Annotated in this window: 24 protein-coding genes; 13 read left to right on the top strand and 11 right to left on the bottom strand. The window is 56.4% G+C overall.

All coding sequences use genetic code 11. The features are described from left to right. The 3 genes from AC2FFH_RS04785 to AC2FFH_RS04775 are packed head-to-tail and all read left to right on the top strand — an operon-like array spanning position 1 to position 2529. The gene (locus AC2FFH_RS04785; RefSeq protein ID WP_496843879.1) at positions 1 to 795 is read left to right on the top strand and encodes an LpxI family protein; all 795 of its coding nucleotides are present in this window, start codon (positions 1 to 3) and stop codon (positions 793 to 795) included. Continuing rightward, positions 795 to 1961, top strand: a complete 1167-nt coding sequence (gene lpxB, locus AC2FFH_RS04780) for a lipid-A-disaccharide synthase (RefSeq protein WP_496843878.1) — start codon at positions 795 to 797, stop codon at positions 1959 to 1961. The genes AC2FFH_RS04785 and lpxB overlap by 1 nt, the downstream gene beginning before the upstream one ends. Next, positions 1954 to 2529 (top strand): hypothetical protein, encoded by a 576-nt coding sequence (locus tag AC2FFH_RS04775; RefSeq protein WP_496704259.1) that lies wholly within the window; start codon positions 1954 to 1956, stop codon positions 2527 to 2529. The genes lpxB and AC2FFH_RS04775 overlap by 8 nt, the downstream gene beginning before the upstream one ends. Positions 2530 to 2539: 10 nt before the next feature. On the opposite strand, the gene mnmA is transcribed toward AC2FFH_RS04775, so the two are convergent. Then, positions 2540 to 3685: a tRNA 2-thiouridine(34) synthase MnmA gene (gene mnmA, locus AC2FFH_RS04770; RefSeq protein ID WP_496764986.1), complete on the bottom strand. Its 1146-nt coding sequence runs from the start codon at positions 3683 to 3685 to the stop codon at positions 2540 to 2542. 129 nt (positions 3686 to 3814) lie between these two features. Here mnmA and sciP point away from each other — a divergent pair, with 129 nt between their 5' ends. From sciP to AC2FFH_RS04745, 5 genes are all read left to right on the top strand, one after another. After that, complete coding sequence (gene sciP, locus AC2FFH_RS04765; RefSeq protein WP_496722773.1) at positions 3815 to 4093, top strand: CtrA inhibitor SciP; 279 nt, start codon at positions 3815 to 3817, stop codon at positions 4091 to 4093. A gap of 97 nt (positions 4094 to 4190) precedes the next feature. Continuing rightward, a complete protein-coding gene (ctrA, locus tag AC2FFH_RS04760; protein WP_496733195.1) occupies positions 4191 to 4907 on the top strand; it encodes a response regulator transcription factor CtrA in 717 nt (238 codons plus the stop codon). Between the two features lie 124 nt (positions 4908 to 5031). Beyond that, the gene (gene ligA / locus AC2FFH_RS04755; protein WP_496764982.1) at positions 5032 to 7158 is read left to right on the top strand and encodes an NAD-dependent DNA ligase LigA; all 2127 of its coding nucleotides are present in this window, start codon (positions 5032 to 5034) and stop codon (positions 7156 to 7158) included. Then, complete coding sequence (gene recG, locus AC2FFH_RS04750; RefSeq protein WP_496844041.1) at positions 7155 to 9245, top strand: ATP-dependent DNA helicase RecG; 2091 nt, start codon at positions 7155 to 7157, stop codon at positions 9243 to 9245. The genes ligA and recG overlap by 4 nt, the downstream gene beginning before the upstream one ends. Positions 9246 to 9356: 111 nt before the next feature. Next, on the top strand, positions 9357 to 9479 hold the full coding sequence (locus tag AC2FFH_RS04745) for a hypothetical protein (RefSeq protein ID WP_496720389.1): 123 nt from the start codon (positions 9357 to 9359) through the stop codon (positions 9477 to 9479). 185 nt (positions 9480 to 9664) lie between these two features. On the opposite strand, the gene AC2FFH_RS04740 is transcribed toward AC2FFH_RS04745, so the two are convergent. Together AC2FFH_RS04740 and AC2FFH_RS04735 are read right to left on the bottom strand one after the other, a co-directional pair. Then, complete coding sequence (locus AC2FFH_RS04740) at positions 9665 to 10303, bottom strand: MarC family protein (RefSeq protein WP_058271582.1); 639 nt, start codon at positions 10301 to 10303, stop codon at positions 9665 to 9667. A 59-nt stretch (positions 10304 to 10362) separates the two neighbouring features. Beyond that, a complete protein-coding gene (locus tag AC2FFH_RS04735) occupies positions 10363 to 10815 on the bottom strand; it encodes an iron-sulfur cluster assembly scaffold protein (protein ID WP_496843876.1) in 453 nt (150 codons plus the stop codon). Between the two features lie 48 nt (positions 10816 to 10863). On the opposite strand from AC2FFH_RS04735, the gene hisI reads away from it, so the two are divergent. Further along, positions 10864 to 11253: a phosphoribosyl-AMP cyclohydrolase gene (hisI, locus tag AC2FFH_RS04730; protein ID WP_496695431.1), complete on the top strand. Its 390-nt coding sequence runs from the start codon at positions 10864 to 10866 to the stop codon at positions 11251 to 11253. 5 nt (positions 11254 to 11258) lie between these two features. Here hisI and gluQRS read toward each other — a convergent pair whose 3' ends face one another. The 4 genes from gluQRS to AC2FFH_RS04710 form a co-directional block, all read right to left on the bottom strand. Next, positions 11259 to 12155, bottom strand: coding sequence for a tRNA glutamyl-Q(34) synthetase GluQRS (gluQRS, locus tag AC2FFH_RS04725; RefSeq protein ID WP_496764977.1), 897 nt, complete (start codon positions 12153 to 12155; stop codon positions 11259 to 11261). Continuing rightward, the gene (locus tag AC2FFH_RS04720; protein WP_496764974.1) at positions 12152 to 12766 is read right to left on the bottom strand and encodes a class I SAM-dependent DNA methyltransferase; all 615 of its coding nucleotides are present in this window, start codon (positions 12764 to 12766) and stop codon (positions 12152 to 12154) included. Before AC2FFH_RS04720 ends, gluQRS begins: the two co-directional genes overlap by 4 nt. 37 nt (positions 12767 to 12803) lie before the next feature. Beyond that, positions 12804 to 14144 carry a methylenetetrahydrofolate--tRNA-(uracil(54)-C(5))-methyltransferase (FADH(2)-oxidizing) TrmFO gene (gene trmFO / locus AC2FFH_RS04715; RefSeq protein WP_496843875.1) on the bottom strand — a complete coding sequence of 447 codons (1341 nt, stop codon included), beginning with the start codon at positions 14142 to 14144 and terminating at the stop codon, positions 12804 to 12806. Positions 14145 to 14408: 264 nt separating this feature from the next. Continuing rightward, on the bottom strand, positions 14409 to 15194 hold the full coding sequence (locus AC2FFH_RS04710) for an enoyl-CoA hydratase (protein ID WP_282168336.1): 786 nt from the start codon (positions 15192 to 15194) through the stop codon (positions 14409 to 14411). Between the two features lie 58 nt (positions 15195 to 15252). Between AC2FFH_RS04710 and AC2FFH_RS04705 the strand changes: the two genes are divergently transcribed. After that, positions 15253 to 15696 carry a PaaI family thioesterase gene (locus AC2FFH_RS04705; protein WP_282118460.1) on the top strand — a complete coding sequence of 148 codons (444 nt, stop codon included), beginning with the start codon at positions 15253 to 15255 and terminating at the stop codon, positions 15694 to 15696. 58 nt (positions 15697 to 15754) lie between these two features. On the opposite strand, the gene AC2FFH_RS04700 is transcribed toward AC2FFH_RS04705, so the two are convergent. After that, a complete protein-coding gene (locus AC2FFH_RS04700; protein WP_108858650.1) occupies positions 15755 to 15982 on the bottom strand; it encodes a DUF1127 domain-containing protein in 228 nt (75 codons plus the stop codon). Between the two features lie 99 nt (positions 15983 to 16081). On the opposite strand from AC2FFH_RS04700, the gene AC2FFH_RS04695 reads away from it, so the two are divergent. After that, positions 16082 to 17485, top strand: coding sequence for an aminotransferase-like domain-containing protein (locus AC2FFH_RS04695; RefSeq protein ID WP_496843874.1), 1404 nt, complete (start codon positions 16082 to 16084; stop codon positions 17483 to 17485). Between the two features lie 4 nt (positions 17486 to 17489). Here AC2FFH_RS04695 and AC2FFH_RS04690 read toward each other — a convergent pair whose 3' ends face one another. Further along, a complete protein-coding gene (locus tag AC2FFH_RS04690; protein ID WP_496843873.1) occupies positions 17490 to 17852 on the bottom strand; it encodes a nuclear transport factor 2 family protein in 363 nt (120 codons plus the stop codon). 237 nt (positions 17853 to 18089) lie between these two features. On the opposite strand from AC2FFH_RS04690, the gene rplM reads away from it, so the two are divergent. Together rplM and rpsI are read left to right on the top strand one after the other, a co-directional pair. Then, the gene (gene rplM / locus AC2FFH_RS04685; RefSeq protein ID WP_496722805.1) at positions 18090 to 18548 is read left to right on the top strand and encodes a 50S ribosomal protein L13; all 459 of its coding nucleotides are present in this window, start codon (positions 18090 to 18092) and stop codon (positions 18546 to 18548) included. Positions 18549 to 18553: 5 nt separating this feature from the next. Then, the gene (gene rpsI, locus AC2FFH_RS04680) at positions 18554 to 19039 is read left to right on the top strand and encodes a 30S ribosomal protein S9 (protein WP_058271904.1); all 486 of its coding nucleotides are present in this window, start codon (positions 18554 to 18556) and stop codon (positions 19037 to 19039) included. Between the two features lie 71 nt (positions 19040 to 19110). On the opposite strand, the gene AC2FFH_RS04675 is transcribed toward rpsI, so the two are convergent. Next, complete coding sequence (locus AC2FFH_RS04675; RefSeq protein WP_496722807.1) at positions 19111 to 20271, bottom strand: ABC transporter substrate-binding protein; 1161 nt, start codon at positions 20269 to 20271, stop codon at positions 19111 to 19113. A gap of 30 nt (positions 20272 to 20301) precedes the next feature. Then, positions 20302 to 22188, bottom strand: a complete 1887-nt coding sequence (locus AC2FFH_RS04670) for an AMP-dependent synthetase/ligase (protein WP_496843871.1) — start codon at positions 22186 to 22188, stop codon at positions 20302 to 20304. Positions 22189 to 22192: the final 4 nt, after the last annotated feature.

Raw genomic sequence — 22192 nt, 5'->3', positions numbered from 1 at the left:
ATGCTGGCGTTGATTGCGGGAACAGGCGTTTTGCCGGGTGAAGTGGTCGCGCAGTTGCCCGACCGCCCGGTGGTCTGTGCGATGGAGGGCTTCGGCCCGGATACTCTGACCCCGGACGTCGAGTTTCCATTGGAGCAGGTTGGAAGCTTTATCGCCGACATCAAGGCGCGGGGTGTGACCCAAATCTGTATGGCAGGTGCGGTGGGTCGCCCGCCCATTGATCCTGCAAGGATTGACGCTGCAACAATGCCTTTGGTCCCAATCCTGCAACAAGCCATCATGTCTGGCGATGACGCGGCGCTGCGCGCCGTTATCGGCATTTTTGAGGATGCAGGTCTGGAGGTTAAGGCTGCCCATGAAATCGCACCTAATCTTCTTCCGAAACTTGGGTGTCTGACGCAGGCGCAACCGTCCGAGGCTGATCTGGCTGATGTCGACCGCGCCGCGGGCATCGTGCGGGCGATGGGTGCTGCGGATGTGGGGCAGGCCTGCGTGGTTTCAAAACGGCAGGCGCTGGCGATTGAGGGTATTTTTGGCACTGCATGGATGTTGCAGTCTCTGACTCAGCGCCCCGATGCGGGCGGCGGCGTATTGTTCAAAGCCCCGAAACCGGATCAGGACGTTCGTGCAGATCTGCCGGCGATTGGGCCCGATACCGTGTCTGGCGCAGTTGCGGCGGGGCTGTCGGGAATTGTGATCGAAAAGGGCGGTGTCCTTGTACTTGAGAAAGACCGCGTGATTGCGGAATGTGATCGGCTGGGCCTGTTTTTGTATGTCCGCGAGCGGACGAACTGATGCGGGTTTTCGTTGTCGCCGGTGAACCTTCGGGGGACCGGCTTGGCGGGGCTTTGATGGAAGGCCTGCGCGCGCTGGTACCCGGAGTTGAATTTCAGGGTGTTGGCGGCCCGCTGATGCAGGCACAAGGGTTGGACAGCCTTTTTCCCATGTCCGAATTGTCGGTTATGGGACTGGTTGAGGTTCTCCCCAAGTTTTTTCACCTCAAACGTCGGATTTCCGAGACAGCGCAGGCTGTTCTGGAAAGCAATCCAGACGTTCTGATCACCATCGACAGTCCCGATTTCTCATTGCGGGTTGCCAAGCTGGTCAAAGCGCAAAGTACTGTTCGCACAGTTCACTATGTTGCACCCAGCGTCTGGGCCTGGCGTCCCGGGCGTGCGGACAAGATGGCCAAGGTCATCGATCATGTACTGGCGCTGTTGCCGTTTGAGCCGCCCTACATGCAACGCGCGGGGATGGAATGTGACTTTGTCGGACACCCTGTTGTCAGCGAACCAGTGGCGACCGAACAAGACATTCAGGCCTTTCGCGCTGCGTACGGCCTAGGCCAATCGCCCATCGTTCTGGCCTTGCCCGGTTCGCGGCGGGGTGAGGTGGATCGTCTGGCTCCGGTCTTTGGTCAGGCGTTAAGCCTGTTTTTGAAACAGCACCCTGACACGCGCATTGTCGTGCCAGCCGTGGCCCATATGGTTGATGCGGTCACCGAACATGTTCAGGACTGGCCAGGGTCGCACGTCGTGGTTGCCCCCCGAGACATGCCCTCTGATCAGGCTCAGGCGCAGAAAAGGGCGGCTTTTGCTGCGGCCGATCTTTCGCTGGCGGCGTCTGGGACAGTTTCATTGGAACTGGCGGCACAGGCCACGCCAATGGTGATTGCCTACAATCTGAACTGGCTGACGACACTGATCGCAAAGCGCATGGTGAATTTGGACACGGCGACCCTTGTCAATCTGGTGTCTGACACGCGCGCGGTTCCCGAATGCCTGTTGGATGATTGCGAGCCGGATAAGATTGCCACGGCATTGTCGGACGTGGCCACCAGTCCGGATGCGCAGCGCAGCGCGATGGATGTGACCATGGACCGTCTGGGGCGCGGTGGTGAGGCACCGGGTCTGCGCGCCGCCCGAGCGGTTTTGAACAGGCTGCCCAATCGCCATGATTGAACACATCCTGTTCGCATTTTCCGCTGCGATCGTGACCATATCAACTAACCTGGACAATCTGGTCATCCTGTTTGGCCTGATCATGGTGATGGAGACACGCCGAGCCGTCTTTGGCTTTGCCGCGGCGCAAATGATAATTCTGAGCCTGTCGCTTGTGATTGCCAGCGGGCTGGATCACAGCCGGTTTCTGAATTGGGTCGGTTATCTTGGGATTATCCCGTTGTCTCTGGGCCTTTATGGCATTTGGCAACAACGGAAAGGGTCGGGCGGGCGTCAACTGCCCGATACTGGGGCCATCACCTCGGTCGTCGCGCTGTTTTTGACGCTATCGATTGATACGCTTGCGGCTATGACTCCGCTGTTCGCGGATTCGACGCCAGCGTTTCGGTTGACGGCCTTGATCGGGGCCGGGTGCGCACTGGCGACGTTAATCGGGATTGCAAGTTGGGGCGCACCACGCGCTCAGGTTTTAGGTCCGCGTTTTGCCCGCCTTGACAGGATTGCACCTTACATCATGGTGGCAGTCGGACTGTATATTCTGGTGAACAGCCCGACCGACGTCTTGTGATCGGGGTTCCTCAGTAACCGCGCCAGATCCAGCCGCCGCCGTATATGCGGCTGCTTTCATTGGAATAGAACACACAGGCCTGACCAGGCGAAATGCCTTCCTCAGGTGTCAGCAATTCGACTTCGGCAGTCGTTTCCGACAGAGGTCGGACAATCGCTTCACGCGGCGGGCGGGTCGACCGCACCTTAACCGACAGATGCCATTCGTCACGCGAAGTAAAAGGTTCATCCCCCAGCCAGTTGATCTCGCGCACCGGAACTGTCCGGGTCGCCAGCAACTCTTTCGGGCCAACCACAACCTGCTTTTTGTCTACGTCCAGCTTCACCACATACAAAGGCTCGCTCAGCCCGCCGATACCCAGACCGCGGCGCTGACCGATGGTGTAGTGGATGACGCCATTATGCTGCGCCAGCACCCGACCGTCGGAATGTACGATCTCACCTGGTTCCGCCGCACCGGGGCGCAGCTTTTCGATCACACTGGCATAGTTGCCATTGGGCACAAAGCAGATGTCCTGACTGTCGGGCTTGTCCGCCACCGACAGCCCGTATTGCGCGGCCATCTCTCGGGTCGCGTCCTTCGAGGGCAAGTGGCCCAGAGGAAATCGCAGAAAGTCCAACTGCTCAGGCGTGGTGGAAAACAGGAAATAAGATTGATCCCGGTTCGCATCCTCGGCGCTGTGCAGCTCTGGCCCGTTCGCGCCCATCTTGCGCTGGATATAGTGACCAGTCGCCATGCAGTCGGCTTCAAGGTCCTTGGCGGTTTCCAGGAGGTCCTTGAACTTCACGCGTTCGTTGCAACGGATGCATGGTACAGGGGTTGCACCAGCCAGATAACTGTCGGCGAATTCGTCGATCACGGCATCTTTGAAGATGTTCTCGTAATCCAGAACATAATGGGGAAAGCCGCGTTCTTCCGCCACACGCCGAGCGTCATGGATATCAATCCCCGCGCAACAGGCACCTTTTTTGGCCAGGGCCGCGCCGTGGTCGTACAGCTGTAGCGTTACGCCAACGACGTCGTAGCCCTGATCGGCCAGATAAGCAGCGACGACAGAGCTGTCCACACCACCGGACATGGCAACAACCACCCGCGTTTCCGACGGGGGTTTGGCAAAGCCAAGCGAGTTCAGCGGTGTCTCGGTATCGAGGGCCATGACGATTCCAGTACGGGTTAAGAAAGACCGGCAGAATATAGGAAAATTCTACACACTCTCAAGGGGCGGTTTCACGCGACATTAAGTAGGCTGTTGGCAGCTTTGTCGCAGCTGAAAAAGGGTCAAGAGATGTATTTGCACAAAGTCGAAGGGCCAAGGTCCGTAACCCTGCCGGATGGAACGGTTTTATCGCGTAGCGATCTACCACCTGCAGAGACGACCAGATGGGTCGCATCGCGCAAGGTGGTTGTGGTGCGCGGCGTTCTTTACGGGCTGATTTCGTTGTCAGACGCCAAGAAGCGGTATGGGCTTAGCGATGAAGAGTTCAATTCCTGGGTTTCTGCAGTCGCTGAGCACGGAACAGACGCTTTGAAAGTCACGGCCTTAAAAAAATATCGACAACTTTAAGATGAATGTGAATAAATGATTCAACGGTAACGTCAGATTAACCATTTTTGATCAGGCTCATTATGAAATTGGTAAGTTGACTAAATTGGAGCAGTAAATGCGTATACTTCTTGTCGAGGATGATCCGACCACATCGAAAAGCATCGAATTGATGCTGACGCATGCCAATCTAAACGTTTATGCGACGGACCTGGGCGAGGAAGGCATCGATCTTGCCAAGTTGTACGACTATGACCTGATCCTTCTGGATCTGAATCTGCCTGACATGAACGGGCACGAAGTGCTGAGACAGCTGCGCATCGCGCGTGTTGAAACCCCCATCTTGATCCTGTCGGGCGCTGACGATACCGAAAGCAAGATCAAAGGTTTCGGCTTTGGCGCCGACGACTATATGACCAAACCGTTCCACCGCGAGGAACTGGTCGCTCGTATTCACGCGATCATTCGGCGGTCCAAAGGGCACTCGCAATCTGTCATTCATACGGGCCGCGTCGCGGTAAATCTGGACGCCAAAACGGTTGAGGTCGAAGGCAAAGCCGTTCATCTGACCGGCAAGGAATACCAGATGCTGGAATTGCTGAGCCTGCGGAAGGGTACAACGCTGACCAAAGAGATGTTCCTGAACCATCTCTATGGAGGTATGGACGAGCCCGAATTGAAAATTATCGACGTTTTTATCTGCAAACTTCGCAAGAAACTCAGCAATGCGACCGGCGGCGAAAACTATATCGAAACTGTTTGGGGCAGGGGCTATGTGCTGCGCGATCCGCAAAGCAACAGTTTAGACGAACGTCGGATCGCTGTTGGAGCCTGACCTAAAATGAAATCCGGTCGCCGTTGGTCCAGGGCGACCCCCTCACTCATGGTACAGCACATCTGGACCTAGCCATGGCCTCGCCCTATCACTGGGTTCAAAGACTATGTGACAGGGCGAGGCCATGAGCGACTCAATTGCGGTAACAGAGCTGACTGAAGATCAAGCACGTGCCGAGCTGGCGCGGCTCGCGGAATTGATTGCGCGGGCCAACACGCTGTATCACGCCGAGGACGCCCCCGAGATCTCGGATGCGGACTACGATGCGCTAAAGCGGCGAAACGCGGACATCGAGGCGCGTTTTCCGGAGTTGAAGCGGTCCGACAGCCCCACAGATCAAGTGGGCGCAAGACCGGCGGAGGGATTTTCAAAACTCGTACATGCCGTCAGAATGATGTCGTTGGGCAATGCGTTCAACGATGAGGACGTTGCTGATTTTGACAGGTCAATCCGCAAATATCTGGGATTGAGCGACACGGCCGAGCTGGGTTTTACTGCTGAACCCAAGATTGACGGTCTGTCCCTATCGCTAAGATATGAACAGGGGAAGCTCGTGCAGGCGGCAACCCGAGGCGACGGCGAGATTGGTGAAAACGTGACTTCGAACGCGCGGACGATCTCGGACATTCCGCACAGCGTCCAAAACGCTCCGGATGTTCTGGAAGTACGCGGTGAAGTTTACATGTCGCATGAAGACTTCGATAAGCTGAACTCGCGACAGACGGAGTTGGGCGAAAAGGTATTTTCAAATCCACGAAACGCTGCCGCAGGGTCGTTGAGGCAGCTTGACGCGAAAATCACACGATCCCGTCCGCTGCGGTTTTTCGCTTATGCCTGGGGTGAGTTGTCGGCCCCTTTGGCCGATACACAAATGGGTGCCATCGAACGGTTGGCGGAATTCGGTTTCTCAACCAACCCACTGACAGCATTGTGCGAAACAACAGATCAGTTGATCGGACATTACCGCAGAATCGAAGCCCAACGCGCCACTCTTGGCTATGACATCGACGGCGTTGTCTACAAGGTGAACGACTTGGCGCTGCAGGCCCGGTTGGGGTTCAGGTCCACGACCCCAAGATGGGCCATTGCGCATAAGTTTCCCGCTGAACTTGCATGGACAAGGCTAGAGGCCATCGACATTCAAGTGGGTCGCACGGGTGCGCTCAGCCCGGTTGCCCGGCTGCACCCGGTAACTGTTGGTGGCGTCGTAGTGTCCAATGCCACGCTGCATAACGAGGATTATGTCGCCGGTCGCGATGCAAAGGGCGGTACGATCCGTGATGGGAAAGATATTAGGGTCGGCGACTGGGTGCAGGTTTATCGCGCGGGCGACGTGATCCCAAAAGTGGCGGATGTCGATATTTCGAAACGTCCAGATGGCGCGCAACCTTATGATTTTCCCACAACCTGTCCGGAATGCGGCAGTGATGCGGTTCGGGAAGAAGGCGATGCCGTTAGACGTTGCACCGGTGGGATTATTTGCCCGGCGCAGGCTGTTGAAAAATTGAAACATTTCGTATCTCGGAAAGCGTTCGATATCGAAGGGCTGGGCGCCAAGCAGATTGAAATGTTCTACGATGACCCGGACTTGCCAATTAAAACTCCGGTGGACATCTTTACACTGCAGACCAGAGATGCGGCCAATCTCAACAAGCTCGCCAACCGTAAGGGTTGGGGTGCCCAAAGTGCCGGGAACCTTTGGGCTGCAATTGATGAAAAACGCCAAATCCCATTCGGACGCCTTCTTTTTGCATTGGGCATTCGACATGTCGGAGAGGCCGCATCGAACCTGATCGCGAACCACTATGGCTCCTGGCCAGAATTTGAACGCGCCGTCACCGCAGCCGCTGATTTCGAAGGTCTTGAGTGGGACGAGCTTTTGGGTATTGATGGCGTAGGTGACGTCATGGCGCGCGCGTTGGTTTCTGCATTTGCTCAGGACGCAGAACGCGCCAGCATCGACGCTTTGGTCGAGCAATTGGACGTGCAGGACGCCAAACGACCCGACACATCGGGCAGTCCGGTGGCTGGCAAGACGGTTGTCTTTACAGGGTCACTTGAAAAGATGACCCGCGCCGAAGCCAAGGCCCGGGCCGAGGCACTGGGGGCCAAGGTCTCTGGTTCGGTCAGCAAGAAGACCGATTTGCTGGTGGCCGGCCCTGGTGCTGGTTCAAAAGCCAAGAAAGCAGCAGAGCTTGGGATCGAGACGCTGGACGAAGATGAATGGCTGCACCTGATCGGTACCGCATGAGTGGCCGTCCTGAGATCCTGTTTCCCCTGTTCGCCGGGCTGGAGACGCTGGAGGGCGTTGGCCCCAAGACTGCGCAGACAATGGTGCAGGCGGGGATCGAGTCGCCGTGCGATGTGCTGTTCGGCTTACCGTATGCTGTCGTTGATCGCAGGCGGCGCGATACAATCCAGGGGGCTGATCTGCCAACGACATTGACGGTTGAAGTCACGGTCGGCACCCACAGGCCGTCGCGAAACAAGGGCGGGGCTTACCGCGTTCACGTCGAAGACACGCAGATCGAGTTTCAGTTGGTCTTTTTCCACGCACGTGGAGATTATTTGAATAAAGTTTTGCCGCAAGGCAGTCGTCGTGTGATCTCTGGCAAGCTCGAACTGTTCGACGGCATGGCGCAGATGGTCCATCCAGATCACATGCTGCCCGTGGAAAGCGCGGATGACATAGCAGAATTTGAACCGGTCTATCACCTGACACAGGGCATCACCCAAAAAACGGCGTACAAGGCGGCACGTAGCGCATTGGCCCGCGCGCCACAGCTGGCTGAGTGGATTGACCCTGCGCAAGTGTCAAAACAGGGCTGGGCTGATTGGGCGACGGCTGTATCCGCGGCGCATAACCCACAGGGGGCGGATGACGTGGCCGCGCACGCGCCAGCCCGGGAACGCCTTGCCTATGACGAACTGTTTGCCCATCAGGTGACGCTGGCTCTGGCGCGACAGCGCGAGCGTAAGGCTCGGGGCATCGTGAGCGTCGGCACTGGTGCTCTGCAGGCCAAAGTTCTTGCTAATCTGCCTTACAAACCAACCGGGGCCCAGACACGTGCGATCAAGGAAATAACTGCCGACATGGGCTCAGACTCGCGGATGAACCGATTGCTGCAAGGCGATGTGGGTGCAGGGAAAACTCTGGTCGCCTTCATGGCACTTCTGGTCGCGGTCGAGGCTGGTGGGCAGGGTGTTATGATGGCCCCGACCGAGATCCTCGCTAGGCAGCATCTGGAAGGCCTGCGCCCGCTTGCCGAAGAAGCCGGGGTGGTTCTGGAAATCCTGACTGGGCGGGACAAGGGCGCTGAACGGCGTGCAAAGCTGGCCGCTCTGAAACAGGGTAACATTCACATCCTTGTCGGCACCCATGCAGTGTTTCAGAGCGATGTTGAATTTCATGCCCTGCGACTGGCCATTGTGGATGAACAGCACCGGTTCGGGGTGCGGCAACGGATGGAGTTGTCGGAAAAAGGGCAGGGCGCGGATGTTCTGGTGATGACCGCCACCCCGATCCCCCGCAGTTTGGCGCTTGCGCAATACGGGGACATGGACGTCTCTGTTCTGGATGAAAAGCCACCAGGACGGAAACCGATCAAAACGGCGATTATTAGTACCGAGCGTATGGATGACGTCGTAGCGCATTTACGTCGGGCCATCGATGAAGGACGTCAGTGCTATTGGGTCTGTCCGCTGGTCGACGAATCCGAGGTCTCGGACCTGACAGCTGCCGAAGAGCGGTTCAAACGGCTGCGGGCGGTGCTGGGCGAAGGCACAGTCGGGCTGGTCCATGGCCAAATGCCCGCTGCCGAAAAGGACGCCGCGATGGCTGCGTTTCAGAAAGGGCACACAAAGGTTCTGGTCGCAACGACTGTGATCGAGGTCGGAGTGAATGTACCCAACGCCTCGATCATGGTAATCGAACGGGCCGAAATATTCGGTTTGGCGCAGTTACACCAGCTGCGTGGCCGCGTTGGACGGGGCGAGGCGGATTCGACCTGCTTGCTCATGTATCAACCACCGCTAAGCGAGGGCGGGCGGAAGCGGCTGGAGGTTTTGCGAGAGACGGAAGACGGATTCCGGATATCCGAGACCGATTTGCAGATGCGCGGCGCAGGGGATCTGATTGGCACGGCTCAATCCGGGCTACCAAAGTTCCGGATCGCTGATCTGGAGCGTCAGGCCGGATTGATGGCTGTTGCGCAGACGGATGCACGAAACCTGTTGTCCAAAGACCCGAACTTGACCACCGAACGCGGGCAAGCTGTCCGTGTTCTGCTGTGGCTCATGAAACAGGATCAGGCAATCCGTTTAATTTCAGTGGGTTAGCAATATCGTTCCGTAAAGTTCACAAATGTTCTCAAAAAGTTCTTTACCGACTCGGTAAAATATGAGAACAAAAGGTCAACAAAGGATTAAAACAAGACCGGAGGTGAGACCATGCTGACCCAGATCAAGACCGCCATAAGCCGTTCGCATTCCACGCTATTGCAGGATGCGGCAGGTGCGGTGTCATTGGTGGTGATGCTGGTGGTTGCCCTTCACCTTCCCGGAACGTTCTGACCCTTTCTGCCTGCGATCTCGTGCCGAAAACACCGTGCTGTCGTCCCCATTTCAGTCAAGGGTGACCTGCCTGTCCCAATTCCCTTGAAAGGGCCATGCCTCGGCCCTGCGCGGAAATACGGATCCCACATGAGACACGCATTGCCTACCGCCGCCCTTTCCGCCCGGAAGGTGCGGCGGTTTTTTTATAGCTGTCCGGTTTTGAAGATTTCCAGCATCGCAGACAGTACCGAATTCACGGCAACCGACGCCAGGATCATTCCCATGATGCGGCTGATAATGGCGGCACCTGAATGGCCAATCAGTCGAATGATCGGCTCGGCCAGCAGCATCAAAACGAAGGCGATGGCCACAACGGATAACATAACCATTGCCGTGATACCTTGATCCGCCACGCTGAACCGGTTGTTGTCGGTCAGGATAACAACGGCCAGCATTGCACCCGGTGACGCCAATGAAGGTACCGCCAACGGAAAGATCGCAGGGTTGGGCTTGTGGAATTTGTCTTCCTGATCGTCTTCCGCTGCGCGTTGTTCAACCTCTTGCTTGCTTTCGCCAAAGATCATCGTCAGGGCAAACAGAAACAGGATGATCCCTCCGGCCACTTGGAACGAGTTCAACCCGATATCCAGCGCCTCGATCAGCAATTGCCCAAATACAAGGAAGAACAGCAAAACTCCGGCACTGATGAGCGCGGCCAACAGGGCAGTTTTGCGGCGCGCCGCAGCCCCAAGCCCGGCTGTAACGGCGATAAAAACGGGAATTGTTCCAATCGGATCAATAACGACCCACAGGGTAACAAAATGCTCCAGCAAACTATTCAAACCAAATTCTCCCCAAAACTATGGCGGAGGTTAGATGGGTTTGAATTGAATTACCATCTTCAGGCGCAGTTGGCCTGTTCGGCTTGTTCCATAGCTTCAGCAGTGGCATCCAACGCCAGCAGGATCGAAGCGTGACGGTTCTTATAATCACGCGCAGGCATGAGAACTTCCAGCCCGTCAAACGGTGCGTCCGGAGCAGGGCCGTCTTTCTTCAACATAGCCGACAGCTGATCCCGCGCGGTTTCGATTTGCGCGCGCGTGGTGCCAATTACAGCGGATCCAACGACCGAGGCCGAGGCCTGACCCAAGGCGCAGGCCTTAACGTCCTGACCGAATCCGGAAACGCGGCCGTCCTCAACCTTGACGTCCACGGTTACGGTAGACCCACACAAAGGCGAACGTTTCTTTACGGTTGCATCTGGGTTTTCCAGCCGTTCCAGATGCGGAATATCCGCAGCCAGGGCCAGAATGCGCCCGGAATAGAGCTTTATCAGGTCGTTCTCGCCAGACATGGCTTTCCCTCGTTGCGTGTTCCCCATACATAGTGAGCATCCAACGGGATGCAAAAGGTTTTTACAATGTCTGAGACCGTCACCTTCGATCCGTCCAGCCTGACGTACAACGACGCTGGTCTGATTCCAGCCATCGCACAAGATGAGGCCTCGGGCGAGGTATTAATGATGGCGTGGATGAACGCCGAAGCGATTGAAAAAACACTGGAAACGCGCCGCGTAACGTATTGGTCGCGGTCGCGTCAATCGTTCTGGATCAAGGGAGAAACCTCAGGCCACATGCAAGAGTTGGTCGATTTTCGCGTTGATTGTGACCGCGACTGCCTGCTTGTTTTGGTGCGACAGACAGGCGCGGCCTGCCACACCAACCGGCGCACTTGTTTCTACACTGCTGTTCGGGATGATGCAGAAGTCGAACTTATGGGCCCAATGGAATAGGTCAATTAAAGCCCGACCATTGCCCGTATCTGTTTCGCGGAAACGCCTTCGGCGCGGTATTTGGAAATGGCGCGAGCATCGTCACGTTTGGCCAAACGTTTGCCCAAGTCATCTCGGATCAGCTTATGATGGTGATAGACAGGTGTCGGCAAGCCTAGCAGGGCCTGCAACAGAACATGGATACGCGTCGCCTCGAATAGGTCCTGACCGCGTACGACGTGGGACACGCCTTGTTCCGCATCATCCAGAACGACGGATAGATGGTAGGATGTTCTCATATCGCGCCGGGACAATACCACGTCTCCGATTGTGTCTCGTAACTCATCGGCCGTGAAAGCGACTGTGCCCGATTCCCCGTTTGGTCCCACGCCATTTTCTTCGAAGAACGGCTTTTGGGCAGATGGTTGAGTGGCGATCCTAAACAGATCTGGAACCACACGCGCAGCCATTTTAATGTCCAATCGAAGGGGCGTTTCGTGCGGGATCGGCCCCGTTCGATCTGACACATCCCTGCACGTGCCCGGATAAATGATCCCATCCGGCCCATGAAGAGGTATACCTTCCTGTGGTGCCCCGGCGGCTGCGGCAATGTCCCGACGATTGCACGTGCACGGGTACAGCAAGCCCCGCGACCACAATGCCCTCAGAGCGTCTTCGTAGGTCGACACACGAGACGATTGCTGCATCACGGGTTCTGGCCAGGTCAATCCTAGCCAAGTCAGATCGTCATAAATCTGCTCTTCCCAATTTGCCCGGCAGCGGGAGCGGTCGATGTCTTCGATCCGCAATAAAAATTGACCGCCTGCAGCGGCGGCCATATCACTGGCAAGAAGTGCAGAATAGGCATGGCCAAGATGAAGCGGCCCAGTAGGAGATGGGGCAAATCTGGTAATGAATGTCACGTCTTCTCAACAACATATACGTCAGATTTAAGGTCCATACCGGGAAGGTGCGGCCCGTATTCCCGAAACAACAACCGCGCAGCGCCCATGTCCAGCCAATCGTTCAAACGGGTGGTGAAGGACGGATCGTCAAGCGTGTGATCGTTGAAGGAAAAGGCCAGCAAGCCACCTTTGGGTAGCGCCTTCATCAACAGGTCGAATGTCTCTGGCGGGGCGGCACCGGTTCCGATCACGCCAATCGCGGTGATTGCCTTATAGGCATCTTGCTCCAGCGGTTCCGGATCGGTGATCTCAAACGTCGTGAGGTTTCTGTAAACCTCCTTAGCGGCCGCCCCTTCAAGCATCTTGGGCGTGGGATCCACACCATCGATTACCTGAAATCCCGTATCATGCAGGGCCTTGCCGGACAGACCCGTGCCACAACCGTAATCCAGAACAGGCGTCTGCGGTTCGGGCATCTGGGACCAAAGCGCCTCGGCCACGCGACCAGGCGTGGCGTAGCCATGTGCTCCAACTTCGGCGTCGTATGACGAGGCCCATTTCTGATAATGCGTACGGGTCGCCTCGGGCGTATCAAGCCCGTAGGCGTCTTTGAGGTATTTGTCGCTCATACCCGTATGTTAGGCCGGTAGGGTGCAATGCGTCCAGTCAGCAATGCGCCAACCAGTCGGTCCATTCCGTCTTGGCCCGGTCGGTGTAGGCCTTGTACCGGTCCTTACGGCCCCGGCGACCGCCTTTGAGGCCATCAACCGGGCGAAACAGACCAAAGTTGACGTTCATGGGTTGAAAGGTCTTGGCTTCGGCCCCGCCGGTAATGTGGTGTATCAACGCGCCCATGGCACTGTCCTGCGGGATCTCGGGCAGGGAACGCCCCAGGATCTCGGCAGCAGCCAGCCGCCCAGCCAACAAGCCCACTGCAGCGCTTTCCACATAACCCTCGACGCCGGTGATCTGGCCGGCAAACCGAATATTCGGTTTTGATTTCAGCCGCATCTGCGCGTCCAGCAATGTCGGAGAGTTGATGAACGTGTTGCGATGAATCCCGCCCAGGCGCGCGAAACTGGCGTTCTCAAGCCCCGGGATCATGCGAAACACTTCGGTCTGAGCGCCGTATTTCATCTTGGTCTGAAAACCGACGATGTTGAACAAAGTGCCCAGCGCGTTGTCTCGGCGCAGTTGCACAACGGCATGAGGTTTGACGTCAGGCTGATGCGGGTTGGTCAGGCCGACTGGCTTCATGGGACCGTGGCGCAGCGTTTCGCGGCCCCGTTCCGCCATAACCTCGATGGGCAGGCAGCCGTCAAAATACCCGGCAGTTTCACCTTCGTGGAATTCTGTTTTGTCCGCCGCCAACAGGGCGTCGATGAACGCCTCATACTGATCGCGGTCCATGGGACAGTTCAGATAGGCCGTCCGCTCCTCTTCGGTTTCGCCCTTGTCATAACGGGACTGCATCCACGCCTGGCTCATGTCGATGCTGTCGGCATAGACAATGGGCGCGATCGCGTCGAAGAACGCCAGAGCCTCGGCACCTGTCTGGGCCCTGATCGACTCGCCCAGCGACGAGGACGTCAACGGACCCGTCGCAATGATCCAGTGGCCGTCGTCGGGCAGGGCGGTGACTTCTTCGCCTGTCACTTCCACCCGCGGATGGGCCTGCAGCTTGGCGGTCACTGCTTCAGCAAACGGATCACGATCCACGGCCAATGCGCCACCGGCGGGCAGGCGATGCGTATCGGCGGTGCCCATGATGATGCCGTTGGCTTCGCGCATTTCCCAATGCAGCAGACCGACGGCATTTTGTTCGTCGTCATCCGAGCGGAAGGAGTTCGAGCACACCATCTCGGCCAGATTACCGGTCTGGTGCGCAAAAGTGCCCACTTTGGGCCGCATTTCGTGGATTACAACATCCACGCCCATTTCCGCTGCTTGCCAGGCCGCCTCGGACCCCGCCATGCCGCCGCCAACTATATGCAATTTCTGTGTCATGAGGTGCCACATAGGGCACAGCATCGCGCAACGCAACACACGCCAAGTTTCGCGTTGATTAGCTAGTAATTTAAGGAGGGTACTTGGGGTCGCCGCAGCGGGAATGTCAGCGCCGGTGAGAGAAACCAGCTTGGAGGGACCTTCCGCCTACAGCGACCCAAAAGCGTATTTGGGCCTAAGCCATGTCTCAGCTTTGCCACAGTGTGGCCCTTTTGAAAAGGACTAAATTGCGAACAGTCGCGAAAATTTCCTTAAATAATCTCGTTATTGTTCCCAATTTGGCGGTCTTTTTTCGATAAATGCAGATATTCCTTCTTCGGTATCCCGATGCATCATATTCTGTGCCATCACCTCGCCGGTATAGGCGTAGGCCTGTTCGATCGGCATATCCAATTGCTTGTAATAGGCCTGTTTGCCCACTTTGACCGCTGATCCAAGCTTGTCCGCCAGTTGTTCGGCCAGCGCCATCGTTTCATGTTCCAACAACATTTCGGGTACTGCGCGATTGACCAGGCCCAGCTCTGTCGCGCGTTCTGCGGAGATGAACGCGCCTGTCGTCAACATCTCAAATGCCTGTTTCCGGGGGATATTCCGGCTGAGGGCCACCATAGGGGTCGAGCAAAACAACCCGATATTGACCCCGTTTACACCAAAGCGCGTGCCTTCGGCTGCAATCGCAAGATCACAAGTGGCCACCAGTTGGCAGCCGGCGGCCGTGGCGATGCCGTGGACTTGCGCGATCACGGGTTGGGGCAGAGATTGAATCGACAGCATCATTTTGGCGCACTGCGCGAACAAGTCCTGGAAGTAGGCTTTTCCCCCATCCTCGCTCTGACGTCCCGCAGTCATCTGTTTCAGATCGTGACCTGCGCAAAACGCCTTGCCTTCGCCGGACAGGATCACAGCGCGAATACTCGAGTCGTTGCTTAAGGCGTCGAATTCAGCCTGAAGTGCTGCCAGCATCTCTTCGCTCAGGGCATTCAAGCGCTCTGGCGCGTTCATTTTCAACCGGGCAACGCCATTCATGTCGTTACGTTCCAGAATTCCCATCTTGCTCTCCGATCTGATGTCGGGCCAACTCTAGGGTGGCAATTCGAGGAGGGGAAGTATGTCGTTGGTTTTGAACCGCGAACAACTGTCAGATTATCTGGTCGAGGTTTTTCCACAGGTCGAGAAGGACTTTGTCATCGACAGCCTGGATGAAAACTCAATCACCATGCGGCTGAAGGTCGGGGACAGGCATCTGCGGCCAGGGGGGACAGTTTCAGGCCCGTCGATGTTCGGTCTGGCCGATGTCAGCGTCTATGCAATGATCCTTGCATTGAAAGGACGTCAGTCGCTGGCGGTGACGACGGGGTGTTCGATGGATTTCATGCGCAAACCCGATGGGGCCAACGATATGATCGCGCGCTGCAGCTTGCTAAAACTGGGCAAAACGCTTGCGGTAGGCGATGTTCTGATGTTCTCGGAAGGCTCAGACAAACCCGTTGCGCGGGCTACGATGACCTACTCATTGCCACCTGCGGGGTCTGCAGCATCGGCGTTTGGATAAAAAAGGGCCGGGTATGAAACCCGGCCTAGGAAGAGGTCCCTATAGGGACTGGGGATAATTAATACTGCCAGAAATAGCGTTTGATCTCGCGGTCGGCCGCGGGGCGGGTCAGGCCGACATCTTTAAGCATGCGATCATCCAGCTTTGACAGGTTGACCCTGCTGCGGCGCTGTCGTTCCCACTGTGTGACAGTCGCCGCAAACCGCACGGCCAGCGCGGCGATCATCGGCAGCCGAGGGCTATCGTTCAGCAGCATGAGGGCGGGGTTGTGCATATGGCGTGTCATCTTGGGTATCCTTTCAAATTGTATTGACACAAAGTACTAATGTTCGGTACATGTGTGTGATACATTCAGGATTGTGTCAAAAGCAAAGGAAGAATTGTAATGGATACAATTTGGCCAGAGGCGTTACCAAAATCCAAAGGTCCCAAGTACACACTGGTCGCCGACACAATACGAAAAGCGATTGAGAACAAAGCGCTGGAGGTAGGATCTAAACTGCCTCCAGTCCGGGAGCTTGCGTATCGGTTACAAATAACGCCCGGCACGGTTGCCCGGGCATATACGATTCTGACGGAAGAAGGCTTGCTACAAGCCGAGGTTGGACGTGGTACATTTGTCGCCCCTCCAAAATCACCTTTGCTGGACGATGTGTGGGCAAGACAACTTCACCTGCGCGACGACAAGTACAACGCCGATGTCAGCCTGTTCAGCCCCAGATTACCGGACGTGGGGCAGGTGGCATTGATCAGGGAATGTCTTAAGAAAGTGTCCCAAGCCGATCCGCGTTTGCTGATGAATTACCCGACGCGCGATGCGTACCAACCCATGCGGCAGGCGGTCGTTGAATGGCTCTCAGATCTGCCGCTTGGCGCAGTGACCCATGATGATGTGGTTCTGACGCATGGTGGGCAAAATGGTCTTTGCCTTGTGTTTCAGACGATCCTGCGCGGCCCCAAGCCGGTCGTTCTGGTTGAAGATCTGTCATATGCCGGTTTCCGTCGGGCAGGTGAGTTGATGCGAGCCGAGGTTGTCGGCGTGAAGATGGACAAGTGGGGCGTTGACCCTCAGGCTATGGATCACATTTTGCGTCAGACCCAGGCGCAAGCGGTTTGCGTCTCGCCCGAGGTGCAAAACCCAACCGGTACACATACGCCGCTGGAGCGTCGAAAAGAGGTTGTGGAAGTCGCCCGCCGCCATGATTTGCAGATCATTGAAGACGATTGTTATCGGATGGGGGATGCCCGCGAGCCCAGCTATCGTGCATTGGCGCCTGAACGAGGTTGGCATGTCTCGTCGATCTCAAAGATCCTGACGCCAGCCCTGCGCGTTGGGTTCGCCATCGCTCCGCGCGAACGCAGCGTCGATCTTCGGCGTTCAGCCGAATACGGCTATTTCGGTTTGGCACAACCGCTTGCAGAGCTGACCCGGCTGTTGTTGTCTGATCCACGGACACGGCAGATCGCGAGGGACGTCCGCGCCCGGATGGGCGATTATGTCCGGGTGACGGTCAATGCGCTTGGCGGCTTTGATCTGAACTGGGCGCCGGACGTGCCATTTGTCTGGCTGAACTTGCCGTCGGGTTGGCGTGCCGCCGCATTCAGCCGAGCAGCCGAGCGGGAAGGTATTCAACTTAGATCCGCAGACGAGTTCGCGCTGCGGGACGGGCGTGCCCCCAACGCCGTTCGCATTGCGATGAATGGGCACGTGTCATTGGAGCGGTTCGAGGCCGCAATGCAGCGCCTGCGTGCACTTTTAGATAATCCGCCGGAACAGATCAGCGTTTAAAGACTCAGCTCGTTGGTTCGGGGTCGCCGAAAAACCCGGCCAGATGTGAGATCTTTCCCTCATCATCCAAATGCGCAAAATCGTGGCCGGCGACAACTACACTGCCGTCCGGGCCAACCAGACGCCATGTGAAGTGAATGACATCGTTGTGGCCATTGGCCTTGCTGGTCAACTCAAGCATTCCGCCCGTGCTTTGCGCCACCTCTCCGATATGATCGCATAGGTTTGAGCGGCCTTTGACCTCGGCCATGGGATCGACATAGATGCCATCTTCAGCAAAGCACCCAGCCAATATCTCAAGCCGTTTCGCCCGGTTAGGTTCTTTCCATGCTGCCCCATAGTCGTTTGCGGTCTGCTGCCAGTTCATTGCGCAATATCTCCCTTTCTGGATCTTGTCGGGTTAATTAACGTTCAATCATGTATTGCGGTTTATATGTTGAGTTGTGGGGTAAAATAATACCTATTTTATAACATACTGTAATTGCTTATTAAAATAAGTTTCAGCGTTCTTGACGCGCATTACGCCTGCATCTAAATACCCAACATCGAATTCGGGCCGCTCCGTATGTGGGCGGTCTTTCACATCAAACAGGACTATCCTGCCATGAAAACCTTTTCTGCAACACCTGCAGACATCGACAAGAAATGGATCCTGATCGACGCCGAGGGCGTTGTTCTGGGCCGTCTTGCCTCGATCGTCGCCATGCGCCTGCGTGGCAAGCACAAAGCGTCGTTCACCCCGAACATGGACATGGGCGACAATGTCATCGTGATCAACGCTGACAAAATCCAGATGACCGGCAAGAAGCGCGAAGAAAACTTCTACTGGCACACTGGCCACCCAGGCGGCATCAAGTCGCGCACCAAGCAGCAGATCCTTGAAGGCAAGCACCCCGAGCGCGTCGTGACCCAAGCGGTCAAGCGCATGCTGCCGGGCAACCGTCTGGCACGTCAGCAGATGACCAATCTGCGCGTTTATGCCGGTGCCGAGCATCCCCATGAGGCGCAAGCGCCCGAAGTTCTGGATGTTGCATCCATGAACAAGAAAAACACCCGGAGCTAATGACCATGGCTGATCAGATCAATACTCTCGAAGAGCTGAGCGCCGTTGCAGGCGTTGAGGTTGTGGCCGAAGAAGTCATCGTGCGTGAACCCGTACGTGACGAGCTGGGTCGTTCTTATGCCACCGGCAAGCGTAAAGACGCTGTTGCCCGCGTTTGGATCAAGCCGGGTTCCGGCAAGGTCACCGTGAACGGCAAGGACCAGGACAAGTATTTTGCGCGTCCCGTTCTGCAGCTGATCCTGCGCCAGCCGTTCCAGGTTGCCGGTGTTGAAGGTGAATTCGACGTTGTCGCAACCGTCAAAGGCGGTGGCCTGACCGGTCAGGCCGGTGCGGTCAAGCACGGCATCTCGAAAGCGCTGCAACTGTACGATCCGTCGCTGCGTGGTGCTCTGAAAGCTGCTGGCTTCCTGACCCGCGACAGCCGCGTTGTGGAACGTAAGAAATACGGTAAGCGCAAAGCGCGTCGTTCGTTCCAGTTCTCGAAGCGTTAATTCGCTGCCGAGTGCACAAATTCAAAGGGCTCGCAGTTGCGAGCCCTTTTTCGTTTGGGATGCGTGTACGGTTATTCTTCGTACACCATCTTCCAGGCGCCATCCTCGACAACGCTCACGTACACTGAGTCGGCCCCCTGATGGTCATCAGGTCCAAATGTCATGTGGTTTCCAACCAGTTCATCCTGATAGTCCAGCGTTTCCATGGCCGCGATAAAGCTTTCATGAGTCAGATCGGGGCCAGCAGCCTCAAGCGCTTTGACCATCGTTTCAGCAGCAGAATATCCCAGCATTGCGAACCCGACGGGATCTTCACCGGTTGCCGCTTTATATTCCTCGATAAAGGCGGCAGGGGCGGGATCTTCCGCGCGGGACCACAGATCCTGCCAGGATGCGGCGGCATAAAAACCGTCGGTCACACCGCCCGGCACTTGCGCGACGACGGTCAGGAAGCTGGCCGAGGTGCCAAGGAACTTCATATCTGCAAGGCCCATCTTTTTGGCCGTGCCGACAACTGTGATAGCCTGTCGTACGCCCAGAGCGATCGTTACGATATCGCAGCCTTCTTCTTTTAACTTGCTGAGTGAGCCCACGAAATCCGTTTCATCGGGTTTGTGCGTGGTCTCAGCGACGAAAGCGATCCCGGCTTCTTCGGCACCGGCCTTGGTGCCTTCGACGATCTCCTCACCAAAATCGGTTGGCAGATACATCGAACACACAGACTGACCACCAAACTGCTCAGCGAGATATTTCACACCGACACGGCTTTGGTCAAAATATGTGGAAAAGGCCGTGAACTTGTTGTCCATCGGCTCCTGCAACATCTGCCGTGCAGCAGACAAAGGGGCAACATTGGGAATACCTTTTGGATCCAACAGCTTGAACCCCGCGACATTCATCGGCGTTCCCAGCGACTGCAGCATTGCGAACACCTTGTCGCGGTTCAGCAGCTTGTTATAGCCCTGCATCGCACGCGGCATCTGATACCCATTGTCCTCAACAACATAGCGGATCGTCCGCCCGTGTATGCCACCATTAGCGTTCACGCGGTCAAACACCACATTTGCACCCTTGGTCGCCGGAACACCGACGGCTGCGAAGATACCGCTCAGGTCATTGACCGACCCGATGATAATCTCATCATCCGTGACACCCTGGGTCTGTGCATTGGCAAGGGTCGCCGAAGCCGTCAAGGCGGTGGCCGCCGCCAGCCGCATGATCACATTCTTCATCTTTCTCCTCCCTTTAGGTTATCTCTTTGATTAACTGTACATGTCTTCAATAAGATGGCCGTGTTTCTTTTCGACAAAACTGCGTTTCAGCTTCATTGTTGCGGTCAGTTCATCGTCATCTGCGGTCAGAAGTACATCAATCAGGCGAAAATCCTTGATCTGCTCGACCCGTGCAAAATCCTTATTCACCGCGTCGATTTCCCCCTGAATCTGATCTTTGATATCAGGGGCCGCACAGAGGGATGCAAAATTTGAAAAGGGGATTTTCCGATCCTGCGCAAATTTTTCGACGTTTTCCTGATCAATCATGATCAGCGCGGTCAGGAACTTTCGCTTGTCACCGATTATCACCGCGTCCGAGATGTAGTGGCTGAACTTCAACCGGCTTTCGATCTCGGCCGGGGTGATATTCTTGCCGCCAGCAGTGATGATGATGTCTTTCATTCGGCCTGAGATGGTGACGTAGCCATCCTCATCAATATGCCCGAGGTCGCCAGTTCGCAGCCATCCGTCGGCAGTGAAAGTTTCGGCCGTTTTTGCGTTATTGCGCCAATAACCCTGAAAAATGTTGAGGCCCTTTAGCTGAATCTCACCGTCGTCGGATATCCGGATGTCATTTCCGGGAACCGCGCGTCCGATGGTTCCGACCTTGTTGTTTTCGATTGTGTTTAGCGTCGCCAAGCCCGAGGTTTCGGTCATCCCGAACCCTTCGACCAACGGTACGCCAATGGCCCAGTACCACTTTAACAGATCCGTCGAAATCGGGGCCGCGCCCGAACCGCCACGCCGCATCTTGTCCATCCCCAACATACGGCGCAAATTACGCAGAACCAGCCTGTCCCACACCCAGAACTGTGCAGCAACGCCAGCAGGGACGGGTTTTCCAGCCAATATGTATTCCGCGCGCTTGAACCCAGCCTTCAGCGCCATGCCAAAGGCTGCGCGGCCAGTGGGCGTTGCGTCCTGCGTCATGATCTGAACATACGAATAGATCTTTTCCCAAACCCGTGGAACGGCCGTGAACGTCGACGGTGAGATTTCTTGCAGGTTGGCAAACACCGTCTCGGGGCTTTCGGCAAAGTTAACGACGCATTTTGCAGCCAGTGGGAAATAGATTGATACGTCCCGCTCAAGAATATGGCACAGCGGCAGAAAGCAAAGCTGTTCGTCAGACTCGAGCGCGGGCAGCGCATGGGCCCCGCATTCAATCGCGGCCAAGATGTTCTCGTGGCTCAGCATCGCGCCTTTCGGCATTCCTGTGGTGCCCGAGGTGTAAATCAGAAGTGCAGTGTCCTGCGGTGATGCCAGAGCTATCTCGGCCTCAAAGCGATCGGGTTCTTCAGCCTCGGCCTGCTGACCCAAAGTATATAACGCGTCGATCATCATGCAGCGCGCATGGTCCAGATCGTGCAGCCCCTCATCGTCCAGAATGATGACATTCAGAAGGCCGGGAACCTCGTCTTCGACCTGCAGAAATTTGTCCAGTTGCTCTTCATTCTCGACGATCAGAAAGCGGCTGTCGCTGTCATTAATCAGGTATTTTAGCTGGTTGGCCGAGTCGGTGGTGTAGACACCAGACGCGATGCCACCAACGGCCTGAATGCCCATGTCGAACCAGGCCCATTCCTTGCGGTCCTCTGACAGGATCGATACAACCTCGCCCCGTTGCAGTCCCAATTTGCGCAGTGCAAGCCCAATCCACTTGGCATGCTGCCAATAGTCCGCCCAGGAATACGACTTCCAGATGCCAAGGTCCTTTTCACGGTGCGCTGTGCGATCGCCAAGCTCGGCGCAGCGGTTCCGAAACAGTTCGCAAATCGTGGTGCTTCCGTCGACACAAACCGGGCGTTGGCCGGGGGTTGCGTTCAGGCGAACGCCGTTGACCGTGATCTGAGGGGGCAGGGTGCTGATGTTCATCTGT

The sequence above is a fragment of the Ruegeria sp. YTSC003 genome (assembly GCF_059609785.1).
The sequence above is the reverse complement of the archived record's forward strand: the minus strand, read 5'-3'. Positions and strand labels throughout refer to the sequence as shown.